Source organism: Streptomyces sp. R28, assembly GCF_041052385.1.
In the GTDB taxonomy this organism is placed as follows: Bacteria; Actinomycetota; Actinomycetes; order Streptomycetales; family Streptomycetaceae; genus Streptomyces.
Genome location: NZ_CP163439.1, coordinates 9,045,859 through 9,059,763, shown reverse-complemented (window position 1 = coordinate 9,059,763; position 13,905 = coordinate 9,045,859). Strand labels below are relative to the sequence as shown.

Sequence of the window (13,905 nt, the reverse complement as noted above, 5' to 3'; positions counted from 1 at the left end):
GGTACCCAGCCCCGTATGAGCCCAGACGTCGACCTCACCGTCCCGATGCCCGGCCGGCACGCCCTGCGCGACCGGCTCCTCGCCCTCGACTCCCGGCTGTTCGAGTTCGCCGCCGAGCGGCACTGGCCGTATGCCGAGCGGGTCCTGCCGCGGCTGAGCCGGAGCGCGAACCACGGGGTGCTGTGGTTCGCGACGGCCGCCGCCATCGCCGCCGGCAGTACCCCACGGGGCCGCCGGGCCGCGGCCCGGGGTCTCGCCTCGTTGAGTGTGGCCTCGCTGACCATCAACACCCTCGGCAAACGGTCGGTACGCCGCCCCCGCCCCCTCCTGGACCCCGTACCGCGGGTCCGGCACCTGAAGCGGCAGCCGATCACCACCTCGTTCCCCTCGGGGCACGCCGCGTCGGCGGCCGCGTTCGCGACCGGTGTCGCCCTGGAGTCGCCCGCGTGGGGGCTGGTGGTGGCGCCGATCGCCTGGTCGGTCGCGCTGTCCCGCGTGTACACCGGCGTCCACTTCCCGAGCGACGTACTGGCGGGCGCCGCCCTGGGCGCGGGCGCGGCGTTCGCGGTGCGGGGCATGGTGCCGACGCGTGACCGGCTGATCCCGCCGGCCCGGCCCCGTACGGACGTTCCGGCCCTGCCGGACGGAGCCGGGCTCGTCGTGGTGGCCAACAAGGGGGCGCGCACGGCAGACCGGGTGCACGCCCTGCTGGACGCGCTGCCACGCGCCGAGGTCGTCGAGTGCGAACCGGAGTATGTCCGCGCCGAGTTGCGCAAGGCGGCGGACCGCGCGCGGGTGCTCGGCGTGTGCGGCGGCGACGGCACGGTGAACGCGGCCGCCGAGGTGGCCCTGCGGCACGGTCTGCCCCTCGCCGTGCTGCCCGGCGGCACCCTGAACCACTTCGCCCACGACCTTGGCGTGGAGGACGAACGCGACCTGATCCGCGCCGTCCAGCGAGGCGAGGCCGTGCGCGTGGACGTGGGCCGGTTCACCTCCGACGGACAGCACGGCCTGTTCCTCAACACCTGCAGCCTGGGCGTGTATCCGGAGCTGGTGCGCAAGCGCGACCGCTTCTCGCCCCGGATCGGCGCCTGGCCGGCCGGCGTGCTCGCGGCCCTGCGCGTCCTGCGCAGCGACCGCCACCCGCTGCACACCGAAGTAGCCGGCCGCGCCCACCCGTTGTGGCTGCTGTTCGCCGGGAACGGCACCTACCACCGGCTGGGCCTCGCGCCCGCCCGGCGGCTCGACCTCGCGGACGGCGTACTCGACGTACGGGTCGTGCACGGCGGCCGCCGCCCCGCTCTGCGCCTGCTCGCGGCCGCCCTCGCGGGCCCGCTGACCCGCTCTCCGGCCCATGCGGCGGTCCAGGTGGGCCGGCTGCACCTGTCGGGGGTCACCCCGGGCGCGCTCCTCGCGTACGACGGCGAAGTCACCGAGGTGGGGGGCGAGGTGACGCTGGAGAAGCTGCCGGAGGCGCTGACGGTCTACCGCCCGCTCACCGGCTCCTGAGCGACCGGCTCCTGAACAGCCCGTTCCTGACCATCCATCAGTCCAGATAGTAAAACGCAGGTCTCACCATTCGACATGCGCGCGTACGGTGTCGCGTACCGCCCGGCGGGGCCGTGAGCCCCGTGGGCCGGACCGCCGACCATTCTTAGGGAACAGCCATGTCGAAGGCACAGTCGAAGGCACAGGAGACCGCCGTCTACACGCACGGGCACCACGAGTCCGTGCTGCGTTCGCACACCTGGCGCACCGCCGCCAACTCGGCGGCCTATCTGCTCGGCTCGCTGAAGCCGCACATGAGGATCCTGGACGTCGGCTGCGGACCGGGCACGATCACCGCCGACCTGGCGGCCCTGGTCCCCGACGGGCATGTCACCGGTGTCGACCGGGCGCCGGAGATCCTGGAGCAGGCCCGGGCCACGGCCGCCGGACGGGGTCTGACGAACGTCGGGTTCGCCGTCGCGGACGTACACGCCCTGGACTTCCCGGACGACACGTTCTGCGTGGTCCACGCCCACCAGGTGCTCCAGCACGTCGGCGACCCGGTCGGGGCGCTGCGCGAGATGAAGCGGGTCACCAGGCCCGGCGGGTTCATCGCGGTCCGCGACTCGGACTACGCGGCCATGACCTGGTACCCCGCGTCCCAGGGGATGGACGAGTGGCTGGACCTGTACCGCCGGGTCGCCCGCGCCAACGGCGGCGAACCGGACGCCGGGCGCCGGCTGAAGTCCTGGGCGCTGCGGGCGGGGCTCACGGACGTCACGGCCACCTCGAGCACCTGGACCTACGCCACGCCGGACGAGCGGGCCTGGTGGAGCGGCCTGTGGGCGGATCGCACGCTGGCCTCGGCGTATGCCGAGCGGGCCACGGAGGGCGGGCACGCGAGTGCCGAGCAGCTGCGGGCCGTTTCGGAGGCGTGGCGGGAGTGGGGGCGGCAGCAGGACGGCTGGTTCAGCGTGCTCCACGGGGAGATTCTGTGCCGTAAGGAAGCCTGAATCGCGAATTTCTGGTAACTCGGCGAGCAGGAGGTCAAACAATGGTTCCCATTCTGCTCGTGTTGCTACTGGCCCTGATTCTGTTCGGTGCCGGATTCGCACTGAAGGCCCTGTGGTGGATCGCGATCGCGGTTCTCGTGGTGTGGCTCCTGGGTTTCGTCATGCGTGGCACGACCACGGCAGGCGGCAGGGGTCGCTGGTATCGGTGGTAATTTGATTCAATTCCCAGGGTAATTTCATTCCCTGGGAAGCAGCGGTCCCAGCGGCCCGAGGTCCAGGTTCAGGTCCTCGGGCCCCAGTCCGTAGCGTTCGCGCAGCTCGGTCATACGGTCGTCGAGCAGCATCAGCGTGAGCCCGATCCGTTCCTCCTGCTCCTCGCTCAGGCCGCCCTCGTCGAAGCGGCGCAGCGCCTGGCGTTCCATGAGCTGGCGCAGCAACTCCACCACCGTCAGCACGAGTTTCACCAGGTCGCGTTCCACGGTGTCGGGTTCGAGGTCCAGCCGGTTGCGGCGCGACGTCATGTCAACTCCCCCCAGGGTGACGGGACCTGCTCGTTGACGGAGCTGATCAGCGCGTTCAGGTCGATGCGGACGAGGTCGACGTCCGCGATGCGCAAGGTGATGTCCCCCGTGACGACGACGCCTCCGGCGAGCAGCCGGTCGAGCAGGTCCACGAGGGCGATCTCACGGCGTTCGACGACGGTCACGGCCCCACCTCCGGCTCTTCGTCCGCGAACTCCCCCGTGAAGGAATAGGCCGCCCAGGGCCCGGTGAGTTCGACCCGGATTCCGGGGGCGTCGTCCTTTGCCCGGTCCACCAGTTCCACGAATTCCTCGGAATCCGCGCGCGGCACCAGATAGGCGGCGTTGAGCACATTCTGCCCGGGGGCACGGGAAAGCGCGGAGTTCTGCGGGGCGTGCAGCCGGGAATCCTCGGCGAACGAGGAAAGCCTTTCGTGCAGTCGGCCGGCGCATGCGGCGGCCCGGTGCCACACGTCCTCGCGGGCCCGCGTCTGCATGCGCCGCTGACGCAGATAGTCGCGGCCCGACACGGCCTTCGGCTCCGGCCGACCGGTCTCCGCGGCTTCCGTGAGTCCGGCGCGCTCCGTGGGCCCGGCGCGCTCCGCCGGCGTCAAAGGCTCGGGAGGCTTCGGTGCCTCCGTCGGCTCCGTTTCGGCGTACACCTTGACGCCCCACTCCACCCGCCCTTCCAGCCGTTCGAGGACGCGGCGGAAGTCCTCCTCGCGGGCCTCCATCATGGTCCGTACACCGCTGTCGTCCCGGAACACGGTGGCCAGCCGCAGCGGCAGCGGTGTGGTGACGACGGTGAGCGCGTCGATGACCGTCTGGTGGGCACGGGCCGTCGCGGTGAGCCAGTCCAGGTCCTCCAGGTGGGCGCGCAGCGCCTCCTCGGCGAAGTCCGCCTCGGGCACCGTACTGACCACGGCGATCAGGCCGTGGTGCGTCAGCTGCTTGGGCGGCGCCCCGGCGACCCCCGACAGCTGGGCCTGGAGGGCGGAGCGAAAGGGGCGGCAGACGGCGTAGACGTAGCGCAGACCGGTCATGGGGCCTCCTTCTCTTCCCCGGCGGGCTCCAGCTGGGCCAGACGCTCGCGCAACTCGGCGTTCTCCCGGGCCAGTTCCTTGCGGCGGGCGCCGGAGGACAGGGCCGGGTCGTCCTCCCACCAGTCGATGCCCATCTCCTTCGCCTTGTCGACCGAGGCGACGATGAGGCGCAGCTTGATGGTGAGCAGTTCGATGTCGAGCAGGTTGATGCGGATGTCGCCCGCGATGACGATTCCTTTGTCCAGCACCCTTTCCAGGATGTCGGCGAGGTTGGCGCCGCTGCCCTGGCTGTAGGGCTCGGGGAGCCGGCTGGACATCGTCATCGTCGGCTCCCGCCACCGGCGTACTCGGGCTCTTCCTTGTCCTCGTACTCGGGCTCGTCCTCGTACGCGTCCTCGGGTTCCTCTTCGTCCTCGCGCTCTTCGCCCTCTTCGGCCTCGCCCTCTTCGTCTTCCTCGTACGCGTCCTCGGGCTCCTCGTCCTCCGCGTACTCGCCGGTCTCGCCGTTCTCGTCGCTTTCGCCGTTCTCCTCGTTCTCGTCGTACTCCTCCTCTTCCTCTTCCTCTTCCGCGACCGCGTCCTCATGGCTGCGGACGACCTCGCCGTCACGGATCTCGCCGCGCCAGCCGTCCTCGGCCTCTCCCTTGAGGGTGATGAAGCGGACGTAGTTCTTGAGGTCGAGGCGGGCCCGGCGGCCCTGGGCGCGCCAGATGTTGCCGGTCTTCTCGAACAGGCCCTGGGGGTAGTACTCGATGACCAGCACGACGCGGGTGAGGCTGTCGTCGAGCCGGTGGAAGGAGACGACGCCCTTCGTGGTGCCCTTCGCGCCCTCCGACTTCCAGGCGATCCGGTCGTCCGGCACCTGCTCGGTGGTGTGCGCCTTCCAGCTGCGATTGGACCAGAAGACCTTGAGCTGCCAGTCGGAGGTCGTGTCGTCGGCGCGGTTCGCGCTCTTCACGCCCTTCGCGAAGGTGCTGAAGTCCTGGTACTTGGTCCACTGGTCGTACGCGGTGCGCAGCGGCACGCCGACGTCGACGTACTCGATGATGACGGTGGGCTTGTTACCCGCCCCGCCCTTGCGTTTGCCCTTGCCGCCGCCGAGCTTCTTGAACGCGCCGACCACGCTGTCCTTGGCGTGTCCGGCGCCGACCTCCAGCGCGGTGCGCAGCGGGCCCTTGCCTTCGGCGAGCTTGCGGCCGCCGTCGAGGGCGAGCTTGGCCAGGCCCGGACTGCGGCCCTCGGCGACATCGGTCAGCTTGACCGTGGCCTCGCCGAGTTTGCGGCCGGCGCCGACCATCATCCGCTGGGTCTGCGCGGCGAGGTACTCCTGGAGTTCCGCCTTGAACCGGTCCGCGGCCTCGCTGTGGGCCACGCCGGCGAGTGGTTGCTTCGCCGCTCCGCCGGCCGCGGAGCCCGCTGCTCCGAGGGTGTCGGTCATCACCCGTCACCGCCCTTCGACTGACGCGCCCGGCCGCTGCGGGCGGTCCCGCGAGCCCCGGTCGCCTTCCTGGTGGTCGACTTGCCGGTCCCGCTCCGCTTCGCGGCCGCCTTCTTGGGCGCTGTCCTGCCGGCGGCGGTCTTCTTCGCCGCCGTCTTCTTCGCGGGGGCCTTCTTGGCCGCCTTCTTCGGCGCGGCCCGCTTCGAAGACGCCTTCCCGGACGGCTCCTCGTCCTCGGGCTCCTCCTCGGGCTCCTCCTCCGGCTCCTCCTCCGGCTCCTCCTCGGATTCCTCCTCGAGCTCCTCCTCGGGCTCCTCGTGCCCCTCGGGCTCGTCCGCCTCGTCGCGGTCCTCGTCCTCGGCGCGCGGCTCTTCGTCCTCGGTCTCCTCCTCGGATTCCTCGTCCTCCGCGCCGAGATCCGGCGTCGGCACAACGCCCGACAACTGCTCGCGCACCTCGGCGGTGCGTCCGTGCAGCCGGTCGGAGAGCGCGTCGAGCCGGCGCTCGACCAGGGCGCCGGACGCCGCCTCGCCGACGCCGCGCAGGTCCTCGCGCAGCTGGTCCCCGATCTCCTTGAACTGCGGGTTGTTCTGCAGTTGTTGGGAGACCATGTCCGCGACGCCCCGCGGGCTCAGATGCATCCGCTTGCCGGCCACGAAGCTCCCGACGGCGAACGCCAGTTTCAGTTTCCTCGTCCGTCCGAGGAGGTATCCGGCCCCTACCGCAAGGCCCAGTCCTATTCGGTTCATCGTGCTGTCCCGTCGTTCCCGTAGCCTGCGCGCAGGCCGATCTCCAGCCGGTCGAGAAGCTCGTCCTCGCGACGGTCGAACTCCTCCTCGTCGATCTCGCCCGAGGTCAACTGCTCCTCCAGGCTCGCCAGTTCGGCCCGCACAGCGGCTGGGTCGTAGTAGATGCGTTCCGCCTCGTGCAGCACCTGTCTGACCACCCATCCGCTGCCGCGCACCGGGGCGAACGGCAGCAGCAGTACCTCTCCGATCAGTCCCACAGCCCTACTCCTTCGCCGTTTCGCCGCCGGACATGCTGTCCGCGGGCTCGGCGGGGCCGGGCTCGACGAAGCTGTACGGCGGCAGCGGGCCGTTGACCCGCAGGTCGAGGTGCGGATGGCCCTTGCGGAGCTGCTCGACGGCGGTCATGAACGTCTCGGCCGAGTCACGGGCGACCAGGAAGGACACGTTGGCGAGCCAGCCGGTGGATTCGGGGCCCACGCTGACCGCGTCCGCAACCGGTTCCAGGGTGTGCTGTATGTCGGTCGCGTCCTCGACCTCCTGGGCCTTGACCGCGGCGACCACCATCTCGCCGAGCCGGAGCCGCTCCTCGTAGGAGCCGCCGCCCGCCTCCCGGTTGGCCTGCGTCATGGCCCGGATCTGCGGATTCTCGGCCAGGACGCGGTGCAGCACGGCCTCCTCGGCGTGGGTGGCCTTCACGTTGTACTCGACCCTGCCGTCGAGGGCCCGCAGGCGCTCCACGTAGTGCTCCGCGCGTTCCGCCAGCACACCGGTGACCGTGTCATCGTCGGGGGCGACGCTGCCGAACCGCATGGGCAGCACGCAGCCGGCCGCACCCGCCTCGGCGAGCACGCTCGAGTGGGCGAGCAGTTCCTTGCGCTTGGGGCGCAGGTCTTCGGGGGCGTCGCTGACCAGGGCGGCGAGCGTGCCCTCCGTCAGGACGCGCACCGGGCGCGGCGGGTCTCCGACACCGGCCAGGTCCTTCGGGAGGTCGGCATGCGAACTCGCGGTGATGCCGTACACATACGTGCTCACTCCTGCTCCTCCTTCCGGCGCGTCGTGGAGGACTTACGGGTCCGCTGCCTGGGCTGCTCCTCGCCTTCCTCACGTGCCTGCTTGAAGGCGTCGGAGATGGTCTCGGCGGCGCCGGAAAGTGCGCCCTTGGACTTGCCGCGCGCGCCGGACTCGGTGATCTCGCCGACCAGGTCGGGCAGGCCCGGGGCCTTGCGCGGCCCGGCCTCCAGGTCGAGCCGGTTGCACGCCTCTGCGAAGCGGAGATAGGTGTCGACGCTGGCGACGACGACTCGGATGTCGATCTTCAGGATTTCGATGCCGACCAGGGAGACTCGCACGAATGCGTCAATGACGAGCCCCCTGTCGAGGACGAGCTCCAGAACGTCGTAGAGGCCACTGCTGCCGCCTCCGCCGCCGGTCTGCTGTGCCGGGACAACGGTCATGCCGACCCTTCCTCCTTGTCTCATGACGGGGTGCTTGGGGTGGGCGGGCGGCCTACCGACCGCCGGGCCTGTGTGCGTCGGAACGGCCACGTTCGTAGCGGCGCACGCGCCGATACCCGGTGAGCTGCCCCTCGGGGTCGAGATCGACCTGGTAGCTCGCCAGCAGACTCATCGTGTCGGGGACGCGGACCAGTTCCAGGACCTCGATCTCGAGCGTCCAGCCGTCCTCCGTCTGCTCGAAGGACGACACCGTCTCCGCGTCCATGCCGGTGAGTTCGGCAAGCTGGCTCCGTGCCTGACGCAGGATCTCCATGGGGGTCGGCTGCTTGTCCGCCCCGCCCGTCTGCCGTCTGGATGATTTGGGTGTGTTCTGTGAATCATTCATGGGCGCCTCCTGCGCCGAGTGGCCAGGAAGGCGCGGGCCAAACCCTCTGAGGCGGCTTCTTCAACCCCGCAGTGCGTCGAGCCGGCGCCGAGCCGGTCCGAGGGCGCGGCCCCGGTCCAGCAGCCCGGACCAGGGATTGGTGCGGGCGTGCTCCACGGCGTCGGCGATGCTCCAGCGGCGGGCGTCCAGGTCCGGGTCATCCAGTTCGGCCCAGGTCAGGGGCGTGGCGACGGGGGCGCCGGGCCGGGCGCGGACGGTGTAGGGGACGACGGCGGTCTGGGCGTAGGCGTTGCGCTGCACGTCGAGATAGAGGCGGTCGCCACGGTCCTTCTTGCGGGCGGCGGTGGTGAGCCGGTCCGGGTGGGCCGAGGCGAGCAGGCCGGCGACGTCCTTGGCGAATTCCCGGACCTCCTCGAAATCGTGGTGCCCGTTCAGCGGTACGACGATGTGGAGCCCGCGTGAGCCGGTGGTCATCGGCGCCGAGGGCAGCCCGAGCTCGTCGAGCAGCTCACCGAGCAGCCCGGCCGCCTCCCTGACCTGCGCGAAGGAGTCCTCGGCCGGGTCGAGGTCGAAGACCAAGCGGTCGGGCCGGTCGAGGTGATCGGTGCGCGAGAGCCAGCGGTGCAGGGTGAGGCAGGCCTGGTCGGTGAGGAAGACGAGGGTGGCGGTGTCGTCGCAGACCGTGTGACAGACGGTGCCGTCCTCTTTGGGCACCTCGACACGGGTGATCCACTCCGGGTAGTTCTCCGGGGTGTTCTTCTGCATGAACGTCGGCCCGTCGACGCCGTCGGGAAGCCGCTCCAGCATCAGCGGGCGGCCGCGCAGATGCGGCAGCATGAACGCGGCGACGGACCGGTAGTAGTCGACGAGGTCGCCCTTGGTGTACTCCTTGGCGCCGCCGCCACCGGGGAACAGCACCTTGTCGACGCGTTTGACCTCGACCGTACGGCGACCGGCCCGCACCTTCCGCGTGGCGTCGTCGCCGGTCATCGGACGACGGCCTCCTCGACCAGCAGCTTGCCCGCGGCGGCGATGGACGCGGCGTCGATGCCCGCGGCGTGCAGCTGCTCGTCCGGGGACGCCGAGCCCGGCATCATGCGGACGGCGAGGCGCACCAGGCGCGGCACGGGGCGCCCGTCGAGGAAGGCGTCGAGGACGGCGTCGCCGATGCCGCCCTCCTCGTGGTGGTCCTCCACGGTGAGCAGGCAGCCGGTGTCCTCGGCGGCCCGGCGCAGGGTGGCCCAGTCGACGGGCTTGACCGAGTAGAGGTCGACGACCCTGACCTGGATGCCGTCGCGGTCCAGGGCGTCGGCGGCGGCGAGGGCCTCGTGCACGGTGGCGCCGGCGGCCACGACGGTCAGCCGGTCGTACGGGCTGGACCGCAGCACCTTGCTCCCGCCGACGGGGAACTCCTCGTCGGGGCCGTAGATGACCGGGCCGGCACCGCGCGAGGTGCGCAGATAGCGGACGCCCTTCAGTCCGGCCATGGCGGCGACGAGCTGGGCGGTCTGGTTGGCGTCGCACGGGTACAGCACGGTCGAGCCGTGCACGGCCCGCATCATCGCCAGGTCCTCCAGGCCCATCTGGCTCGGCCCGTCCTGCCCGATCGCGACGCCGGCGTGCGAGCCGACGAGGTTGATGTCGGCACCACTGACCGACGCCATGCGCACGAAGTCGTACGCGCGGGTCAGGAAGGCGGCGAAGGTGGAGGCGTACGGCACCCAGCCGCGCGTCGAGAGCCCCACCGCGGCGGCGACCAGCTGCTGCTCGGCGATGTAGCACTCGAAGAAGCGGTCCGGGTGTGCCTTGGCGAAGAACTCGGCGCGGGTGGAGTCGCTGACCTCACCGTCCAGGGCGACGACGTCACCACGTCCGGTGCCGAGGGCGGCGAGCGCCTCGCCGTAGGCGTTCCGCGTGGCGACCTTCTCCCCCTTCTCCCAGCGGGGCAGTTCGACGTGCCCGGCCGGGACGGCGTGCAGCATGCGGGCGGCGGGCGGTTCGTGGACGCGGACCTGGATGTCGCGGGGACCGCCGAGCTCGGCGATCGCCTCGTCGGGGTCCGGCAGCGGCTTTCCGTGCAGTCCTTCGCGGTCCTGTACTGCTTGGACGCCCTTGCCCTTGAGAGTGCGGGCGAGGACGACGGTGGGCTGCCCGCTGGTGGACCGCGCCTCCCCGAGCGCCCGGTCGATGGCGTCCACGTCATGCCCGTCCACCTCGATGGTGTGCCAGCCGAAGGCCTGGAAGCGGCGGGCGTAGGCGTCGAGATCATGACCATGCCGGGTCGGGCCGCGCTGGCCCAGCCGGTTCACGTCGACGATCGCTGTGAGGTTGTCCAGATGCTCGTACGCAGCGTGCTCGGCGGCCTCCCACACGGATCCCTCGGCGAGCTCACTGTCACCGCACACCACCCACACCCGGTACCCGGACCGATCGAGCCGCTTCCCGGCCAACGCGATCCCGACCCCGATCGGCAGCCCCTGCCCGAGCGAGCCGGTCGCCGTCTCCAGCCACGGCAGCCGGCGCGGCGTGGGGTGCCCTTCGAGACGGCTGCCGATCTTGCGGAAGGTGAGCAGTTCGCCGTCCTCTATGGCGCCCGCCGCCTTGTACGCCGAGTACAGCAGGGGCGAGGCATGACCCTTGGACAGGATGAGGCGGTCGTTGGCGGGGTGGGCGGGCCGGTCGAAGTCATAGCGAAGGTGGTTCGCGAAAAGTACGGCCGTCAGATCGGCGGCAGACATCGACGACGTCGGATGCCCCGACCCGGCCGCGGCTGAGGCCCGCACACTGTCCACCCGCAACTGCTGGGCGAGCTCGACGAGTTCAGCGGTGTTCATGAGGGTCCTTCCGAGGGGTTGTGGGAGCGGGGTTCGGGCGGTTCGGGTGCTGTGGGGGCGTCGGGGTGGGGCTTGTGGATGGACGGGGTGCCCGGGGGTGGTTCGCCGGTCTCGGGGGTGACGGCGGAGGGGTCGCCAGGCCGCGGCTTGCCATGCGGTCGGGGACCGGGTCGCTTCACGGGGCCAGGGGGTTCGTCGTGCTTGGCGGCGTCGGGGTCCTGGACGGGGTCGGGAGGTTCGGACTTCTCGGGGGTGTCGGCGCGACCGCCCCGACCTGATGTCCCGCCTCCCTTGACGGCATCGGGGCGCCGGACGGAAAGGGGCGCGCCGAAGCGCTTGCTGTCCTGGGCCTCAACGGCATCCGGGTGGTCTGCGGGGCTCGGCGATTCGAAGCCCTTCGCGGGCTCACCACCCGGCTGGTTCTCCGCGGGCCCAGCACCAGACCGGCTCCCCGCAGTCCCAGCACCAGAGCGGCCCTCCGCTCCCCCGTCCCCGTCCTTCTCCCCCCGCCCCGGCACCCGAGCCACCTCCGGTGACGCGGTGTCCAGCGGTACCGACCACGCTCGCACGAGGCCCAACTGCACGGCCTGGCGCGGCAGTACGGCGTCCAGGAGCCAGTCGGCGGCGACGCGGACGCGGTTGCCGGGCATCGCGGCGAGGTGGTAACCGCGGGTGACCGCGCCCGCCGCCACGCCGGACAGGTGGACGCCCAGCGGGTTGGCGGCCGCCTTGACGCCGCCCAGGTCGACGACGAAGCCCATGTCGCGGTGGCGGTAGGCGCGCCGCTCCCCGATACCGAGGGACGCGGCGACGTTGTGGGCCACGGTCTTGCCCTGCCGCCAGGCGTGCTGGGCGGTCATCGGGGTGTACTCGCCGGGTTTCTCCAGGTCGGGCACGGCAGCCCCGTCCCCGGCGGCGAACACCTCGGGCCGGCCCGGCACCTGGAGGTGCGGGTCGACGAGGAGGCGGCCCTGCTCCAGCGGCAACCCCAGGGACTCGGCGAGCGGATCGGGCCGTACGCCGACGCACCACACCAGCGTGCGCGTGTCGACGAACTCGCCGTCGGTCAGCAGCACTCCGCCGTGCGTGGCCTCCTTCACGGAGGTGCCCATCCGCACCTCCACGCCCCGCTGCCGCAGCACCCGGTCGGCGGTGCGCGACAGCCGCTCGTCCAGCTCGGGCAGGACGCGTTCGGCGATGTCGAGCAGCATCCAGCGCGGCCGTATGCCTGCCCGCAGGGGGTGTTTGCGCACCTGGGAGTCGGTGAACAGCTTGCCCTGCGCGGCAACCTCCGTGCCGGTGTATCCGGCGCCCACCACCACGAAGGTGCATCGCGCCGAGCAGCTCTCGGGGTCGTCGGCGGCGGCTGCCAGCTCCACCTGCCGGGTCACGTGGTCTCGCAGATACAGCGCCTCGGGCAGGCCGCGGAAACCGTGCGCGTGCTCGGCGACACCGGGGATGGGCAGCAGCTTGTTGACACTGCCCGCGGCGAGGATCAGCCGGTCGAAGGGCAGTGTCCCGCCGTCGCCCTCGGGGCCGGTGTAGTGCACGGCTCGCCCGTCGAGGTCGATGGCGTCGGCCTCCCCCAGCACCAGCCGCACGTGGGGCAGGGTGCCGGAGAGCGAGACGGTCACCCGGCGTGGTTCCAGGATGCCGGCGGCGACCTGAGGCAGCAGGGGCAGATACAGGAAGTAGTCGGTCGGGTTCAGCAGGGTGATGTCGGCCTTGTTCCGGGTGAGCCGGGACAGGGCGCGGGCCGCCCGGTACCCGGCGAATCCGGCGCCGACGATCACTATGCGGGGTCGACTCACGGTTGGCCTCCGGGGCTGTCGCGTACCTCGGGAGCCTTCCGCGTCCCCCTGGTCAAGGCCCCCAAACGTCGCCCCCGGGCAGCGCCGGTCCCCGGCACGCCGACCCGGCCGGGCCCGGTTTCCCGTCGGGCCGCCGGGTACCCGGACGGCAACCCGTCCCCGCCGCTGACTCGACGCGGCAGTCCCGGAGGTGTCCCCATGCCCGAGTACGGCTACTTCCTGGCGTGCGAGGAGTTCCGTCCCGCCGAACTCGTCGAGCAGGCGAGGATGGCGGAACAGGCCGGATTCCAGTCGCTGTGGATCTCGGACCACTACCACCCGTGGAACGACGCACAGGGCGAGAGCCCGTTCGTGTGGTCGGTGATCGGCGCGCTCTCGGAGGCGGTGTCGCTGCCCGTCGAGACGGCCGTGACCTGCCCGACCGTGCGGACCCACCCGGCGGTGGTGGCGCAGGCGGCGGCGACCTCCGCGGTGATGACGAACGGCCGTTTCCGGCTCGGCGTCGGCAGTGGTGAGGCCCTCAACGAGCACATCCTCGGCCATATCTGGCCGCCCGCGAGCGTGCGCCTGGAGATGCTGGAGGAGGCGATCCTGATCATGCGCCGGCTGTTCACCGGCGAGGAGGTCAGCCATTACGGCGCCCACTACCGGGTGGAGAACGCCCGCCTCTACACGATCCCCGACGAGCCGGTCCAGATCGACATCTCCGGCTTCGGCCCGGCGGCGACGGCGCTCGCGGCCCGGGTCGGCGACGGCTTCATCACGATGATGCCGGACGAGGAGCTGGTGACCCAGTTCCGCAAGGGCGGCGGGCACGCCAAGCCGGTCATGGGCGGCACCAAGGTCTGCTACGGCACCGACCGCGACGAGGCCGTACGGACCGTACGGCGGCTGTGGTCCAACCAGCTGCTGCCCGGCGAGATGCCCCAGATCCTGCCCTCGCCGCGCCACTTCGAGCAGTTGGAACCGCTGGTCACCGAGCAGATGGTGAGCGAGAACACGGTGTGCGGGGACGACGTCGACGAGCACGTGTCCGAGCTGAACGCCTTCGCCGACGCGGGCTTCGACCGGGTCTACGTCAGCCAGATCGGCCCCGATCAGCGCGGCTTCTTCGACTTCTACCGTACGAAGGTGCTGCCGCAGCTTCAGCCGTGACGAGGGGCGGACCCA

The 13,905-nt window shown here is 71.3% G+C and carries 17 protein-coding genes; 4 read left to right on the top strand and 13 right to left on the bottom strand.

Annotated elements, in window-relative coordinates; translation table 11 throughout:
* Positions 1-15: 15 nt before the first annotated feature.
* The 3 genes from AB5J49_RS39800 to AB5J49_RS39790 all read left to right on the top strand — a co-directional run bounded on the left by AB5J49_RS39800 (position 16) and on the right by AB5J49_RS39790 (position 2,713).
* Positions 16-1,509, top strand: a complete 1,494-nt coding sequence (locus AB5J49_RS39800) for a bifunctional phosphatase PAP2/diacylglycerol kinase family protein (protein ID WP_369173748.1) — start codon at positions 16-18, stop codon at positions 1,507-1,509.
* Positions 1,510-1,667: 158 nt separating this feature from the next.
* Positions 1,668-2,501, top strand: coding sequence for a class I SAM-dependent methyltransferase (locus AB5J49_RS39795; protein WP_369173747.1), 834 nt, complete (start codon positions 1,668-1,670; stop codon positions 2,499-2,501).
* 41 nt (positions 2,502-2,542) lie between these two features.
* On the top strand, positions 2,543-2,713 hold the full coding sequence (locus AB5J49_RS39790; protein ID WP_062702272.1) for a hypothetical protein: 171 nt from the start codon (positions 2,543-2,545) through the stop codon (positions 2,711-2,713).
* Between the two features lie 24 nt (positions 2,714-2,737).
* On the opposite strand, the gene AB5J49_RS39785 is transcribed toward AB5J49_RS39790, so the two are convergent.
* Genes AB5J49_RS39785 through AB5J49_RS39725 form a run of 13 tightly spaced genes read right to left on the bottom strand, consistent with a single transcriptional unit; the run spans position 2,738 to position 12,735 of the window.
* Positions 2,738-3,022, bottom strand: a complete 285-nt coding sequence (locus AB5J49_RS39785; protein ID WP_369173746.1) for a gas vesicle protein K — start codon at positions 3,020-3,022, stop codon at positions 2,738-2,740.
* Positions 3,019-3,207 carry a gas vesicle protein gene (locus tag AB5J49_RS39780; protein ID WP_031475810.1) on the bottom strand — a complete coding sequence of 63 codons (189 nt, stop codon included), beginning with the start codon at positions 3,205-3,207 and terminating at the stop codon, positions 3,019-3,021. Before AB5J49_RS39780 ends, AB5J49_RS39785 begins: the two co-directional genes overlap by 4 nt.
* On the bottom strand, positions 3,204-4,064 hold the full coding sequence (locus tag AB5J49_RS39775; RefSeq protein ID WP_369173745.1) for a GvpL/GvpF family gas vesicle protein: 861 nt from the start codon (positions 4,062-4,064) through the stop codon (positions 3,204-3,206). Before AB5J49_RS39775 ends, AB5J49_RS39780 begins: the two co-directional genes overlap by 4 nt.
* Positions 4,061-4,387 carry a gas vesicle protein gene (locus tag AB5J49_RS39770; RefSeq protein WP_369173744.1) on the bottom strand — a complete coding sequence of 109 codons (327 nt, stop codon included), beginning with the start codon at positions 4,385-4,387 and terminating at the stop codon, positions 4,061-4,063. The genes AB5J49_RS39775 and AB5J49_RS39770 overlap by 4 nt, the downstream gene beginning before the upstream one ends.
* The gene (locus tag AB5J49_RS39765) at positions 4,384-5,502 is read right to left on the bottom strand and encodes an SRPBCC family protein (RefSeq protein ID WP_369173743.1); all 1,119 of its coding nucleotides are present in this window, start codon (positions 5,500-5,502) and stop codon (positions 4,384-4,386) included. Before AB5J49_RS39765 ends, AB5J49_RS39770 begins: the two co-directional genes overlap by 4 nt.
* Entirely contained in the window at positions 5,502-6,251 is a 750-nt protein-coding gene (locus AB5J49_RS39760; RefSeq protein WP_369173742.1) for a DNA primase, read from the bottom strand. The genes AB5J49_RS39765 and AB5J49_RS39760 overlap by 1 nt, the downstream gene beginning before the upstream one ends.
* On the bottom strand, positions 6,248-6,508 hold the full coding sequence (locus AB5J49_RS39755) for a gas vesicle protein GvpG (protein ID WP_369173741.1): 261 nt from the start codon (positions 6,506-6,508) through the stop codon (positions 6,248-6,250). Before AB5J49_RS39755 ends, AB5J49_RS39760 begins: the two co-directional genes overlap by 4 nt.
* 4 nt (positions 6,509-6,512) lie before the next feature.
* Positions 6,513-7,283 (bottom strand): GvpL/GvpF family gas vesicle protein, encoded by a 771-nt coding sequence (locus tag AB5J49_RS39750; RefSeq protein ID WP_369173740.1) that lies wholly within the window; start codon positions 7,281-7,283, stop codon positions 6,513-6,515.
* Positions 7,280-7,705, bottom strand: coding sequence for a gas vesicle structural protein GvpA (locus tag AB5J49_RS39745; RefSeq protein WP_128434243.1), 426 nt, complete (start codon positions 7,703-7,705; stop codon positions 7,280-7,282). Before AB5J49_RS39745 ends, AB5J49_RS39750 begins: the two co-directional genes overlap by 4 nt.
* A 52-nt stretch (positions 7,706-7,757) precedes the next feature.
* Positions 7,758-8,090 (bottom strand): gas vesicle protein, encoded by a 333-nt coding sequence (locus AB5J49_RS39740; RefSeq protein ID WP_369173739.1) that lies wholly within the window; start codon positions 8,088-8,090, stop codon positions 7,758-7,760.
* Positions 8,091-8,150: 60 nt separating this feature from the next.
* Positions 8,151-9,080 (bottom strand): non-homologous end-joining DNA ligase, encoded by a 930-nt coding sequence (ligD, locus tag AB5J49_RS39735; RefSeq protein WP_369173738.1) that lies wholly within the window; start codon positions 9,078-9,080, stop codon positions 8,151-8,153.
* Positions 9,077-10,924 (bottom strand): transketolase, encoded by a 1,848-nt coding sequence (locus AB5J49_RS39730; RefSeq protein ID WP_369173737.1) that lies wholly within the window; start codon positions 10,922-10,924, stop codon positions 9,077-9,079. Before AB5J49_RS39730 ends, ligD begins: the two co-directional genes overlap by 4 nt.
* Complete coding sequence (locus AB5J49_RS39725; protein ID WP_369173736.1) at positions 10,921-12,735, bottom strand: FAD-dependent oxidoreductase; 1,815 nt, start codon at positions 12,733-12,735, stop codon at positions 10,921-10,923. The genes AB5J49_RS39730 and AB5J49_RS39725 overlap by 4 nt, the downstream gene beginning before the upstream one ends.
* A 198-nt stretch (positions 12,736-12,933) precedes the next feature.
* Between AB5J49_RS39725 and AB5J49_RS39720 the strand changes: the two genes are divergently transcribed.
* On the top strand, positions 12,934-13,890 hold the full coding sequence (locus AB5J49_RS39720) for an LLM class F420-dependent oxidoreductase (protein ID WP_369173735.1): 957 nt from the start codon (positions 12,934-12,936) through the stop codon (positions 13,888-13,890).
* Positions 13,891-13,905 lie beyond the last annotated feature (15 nt).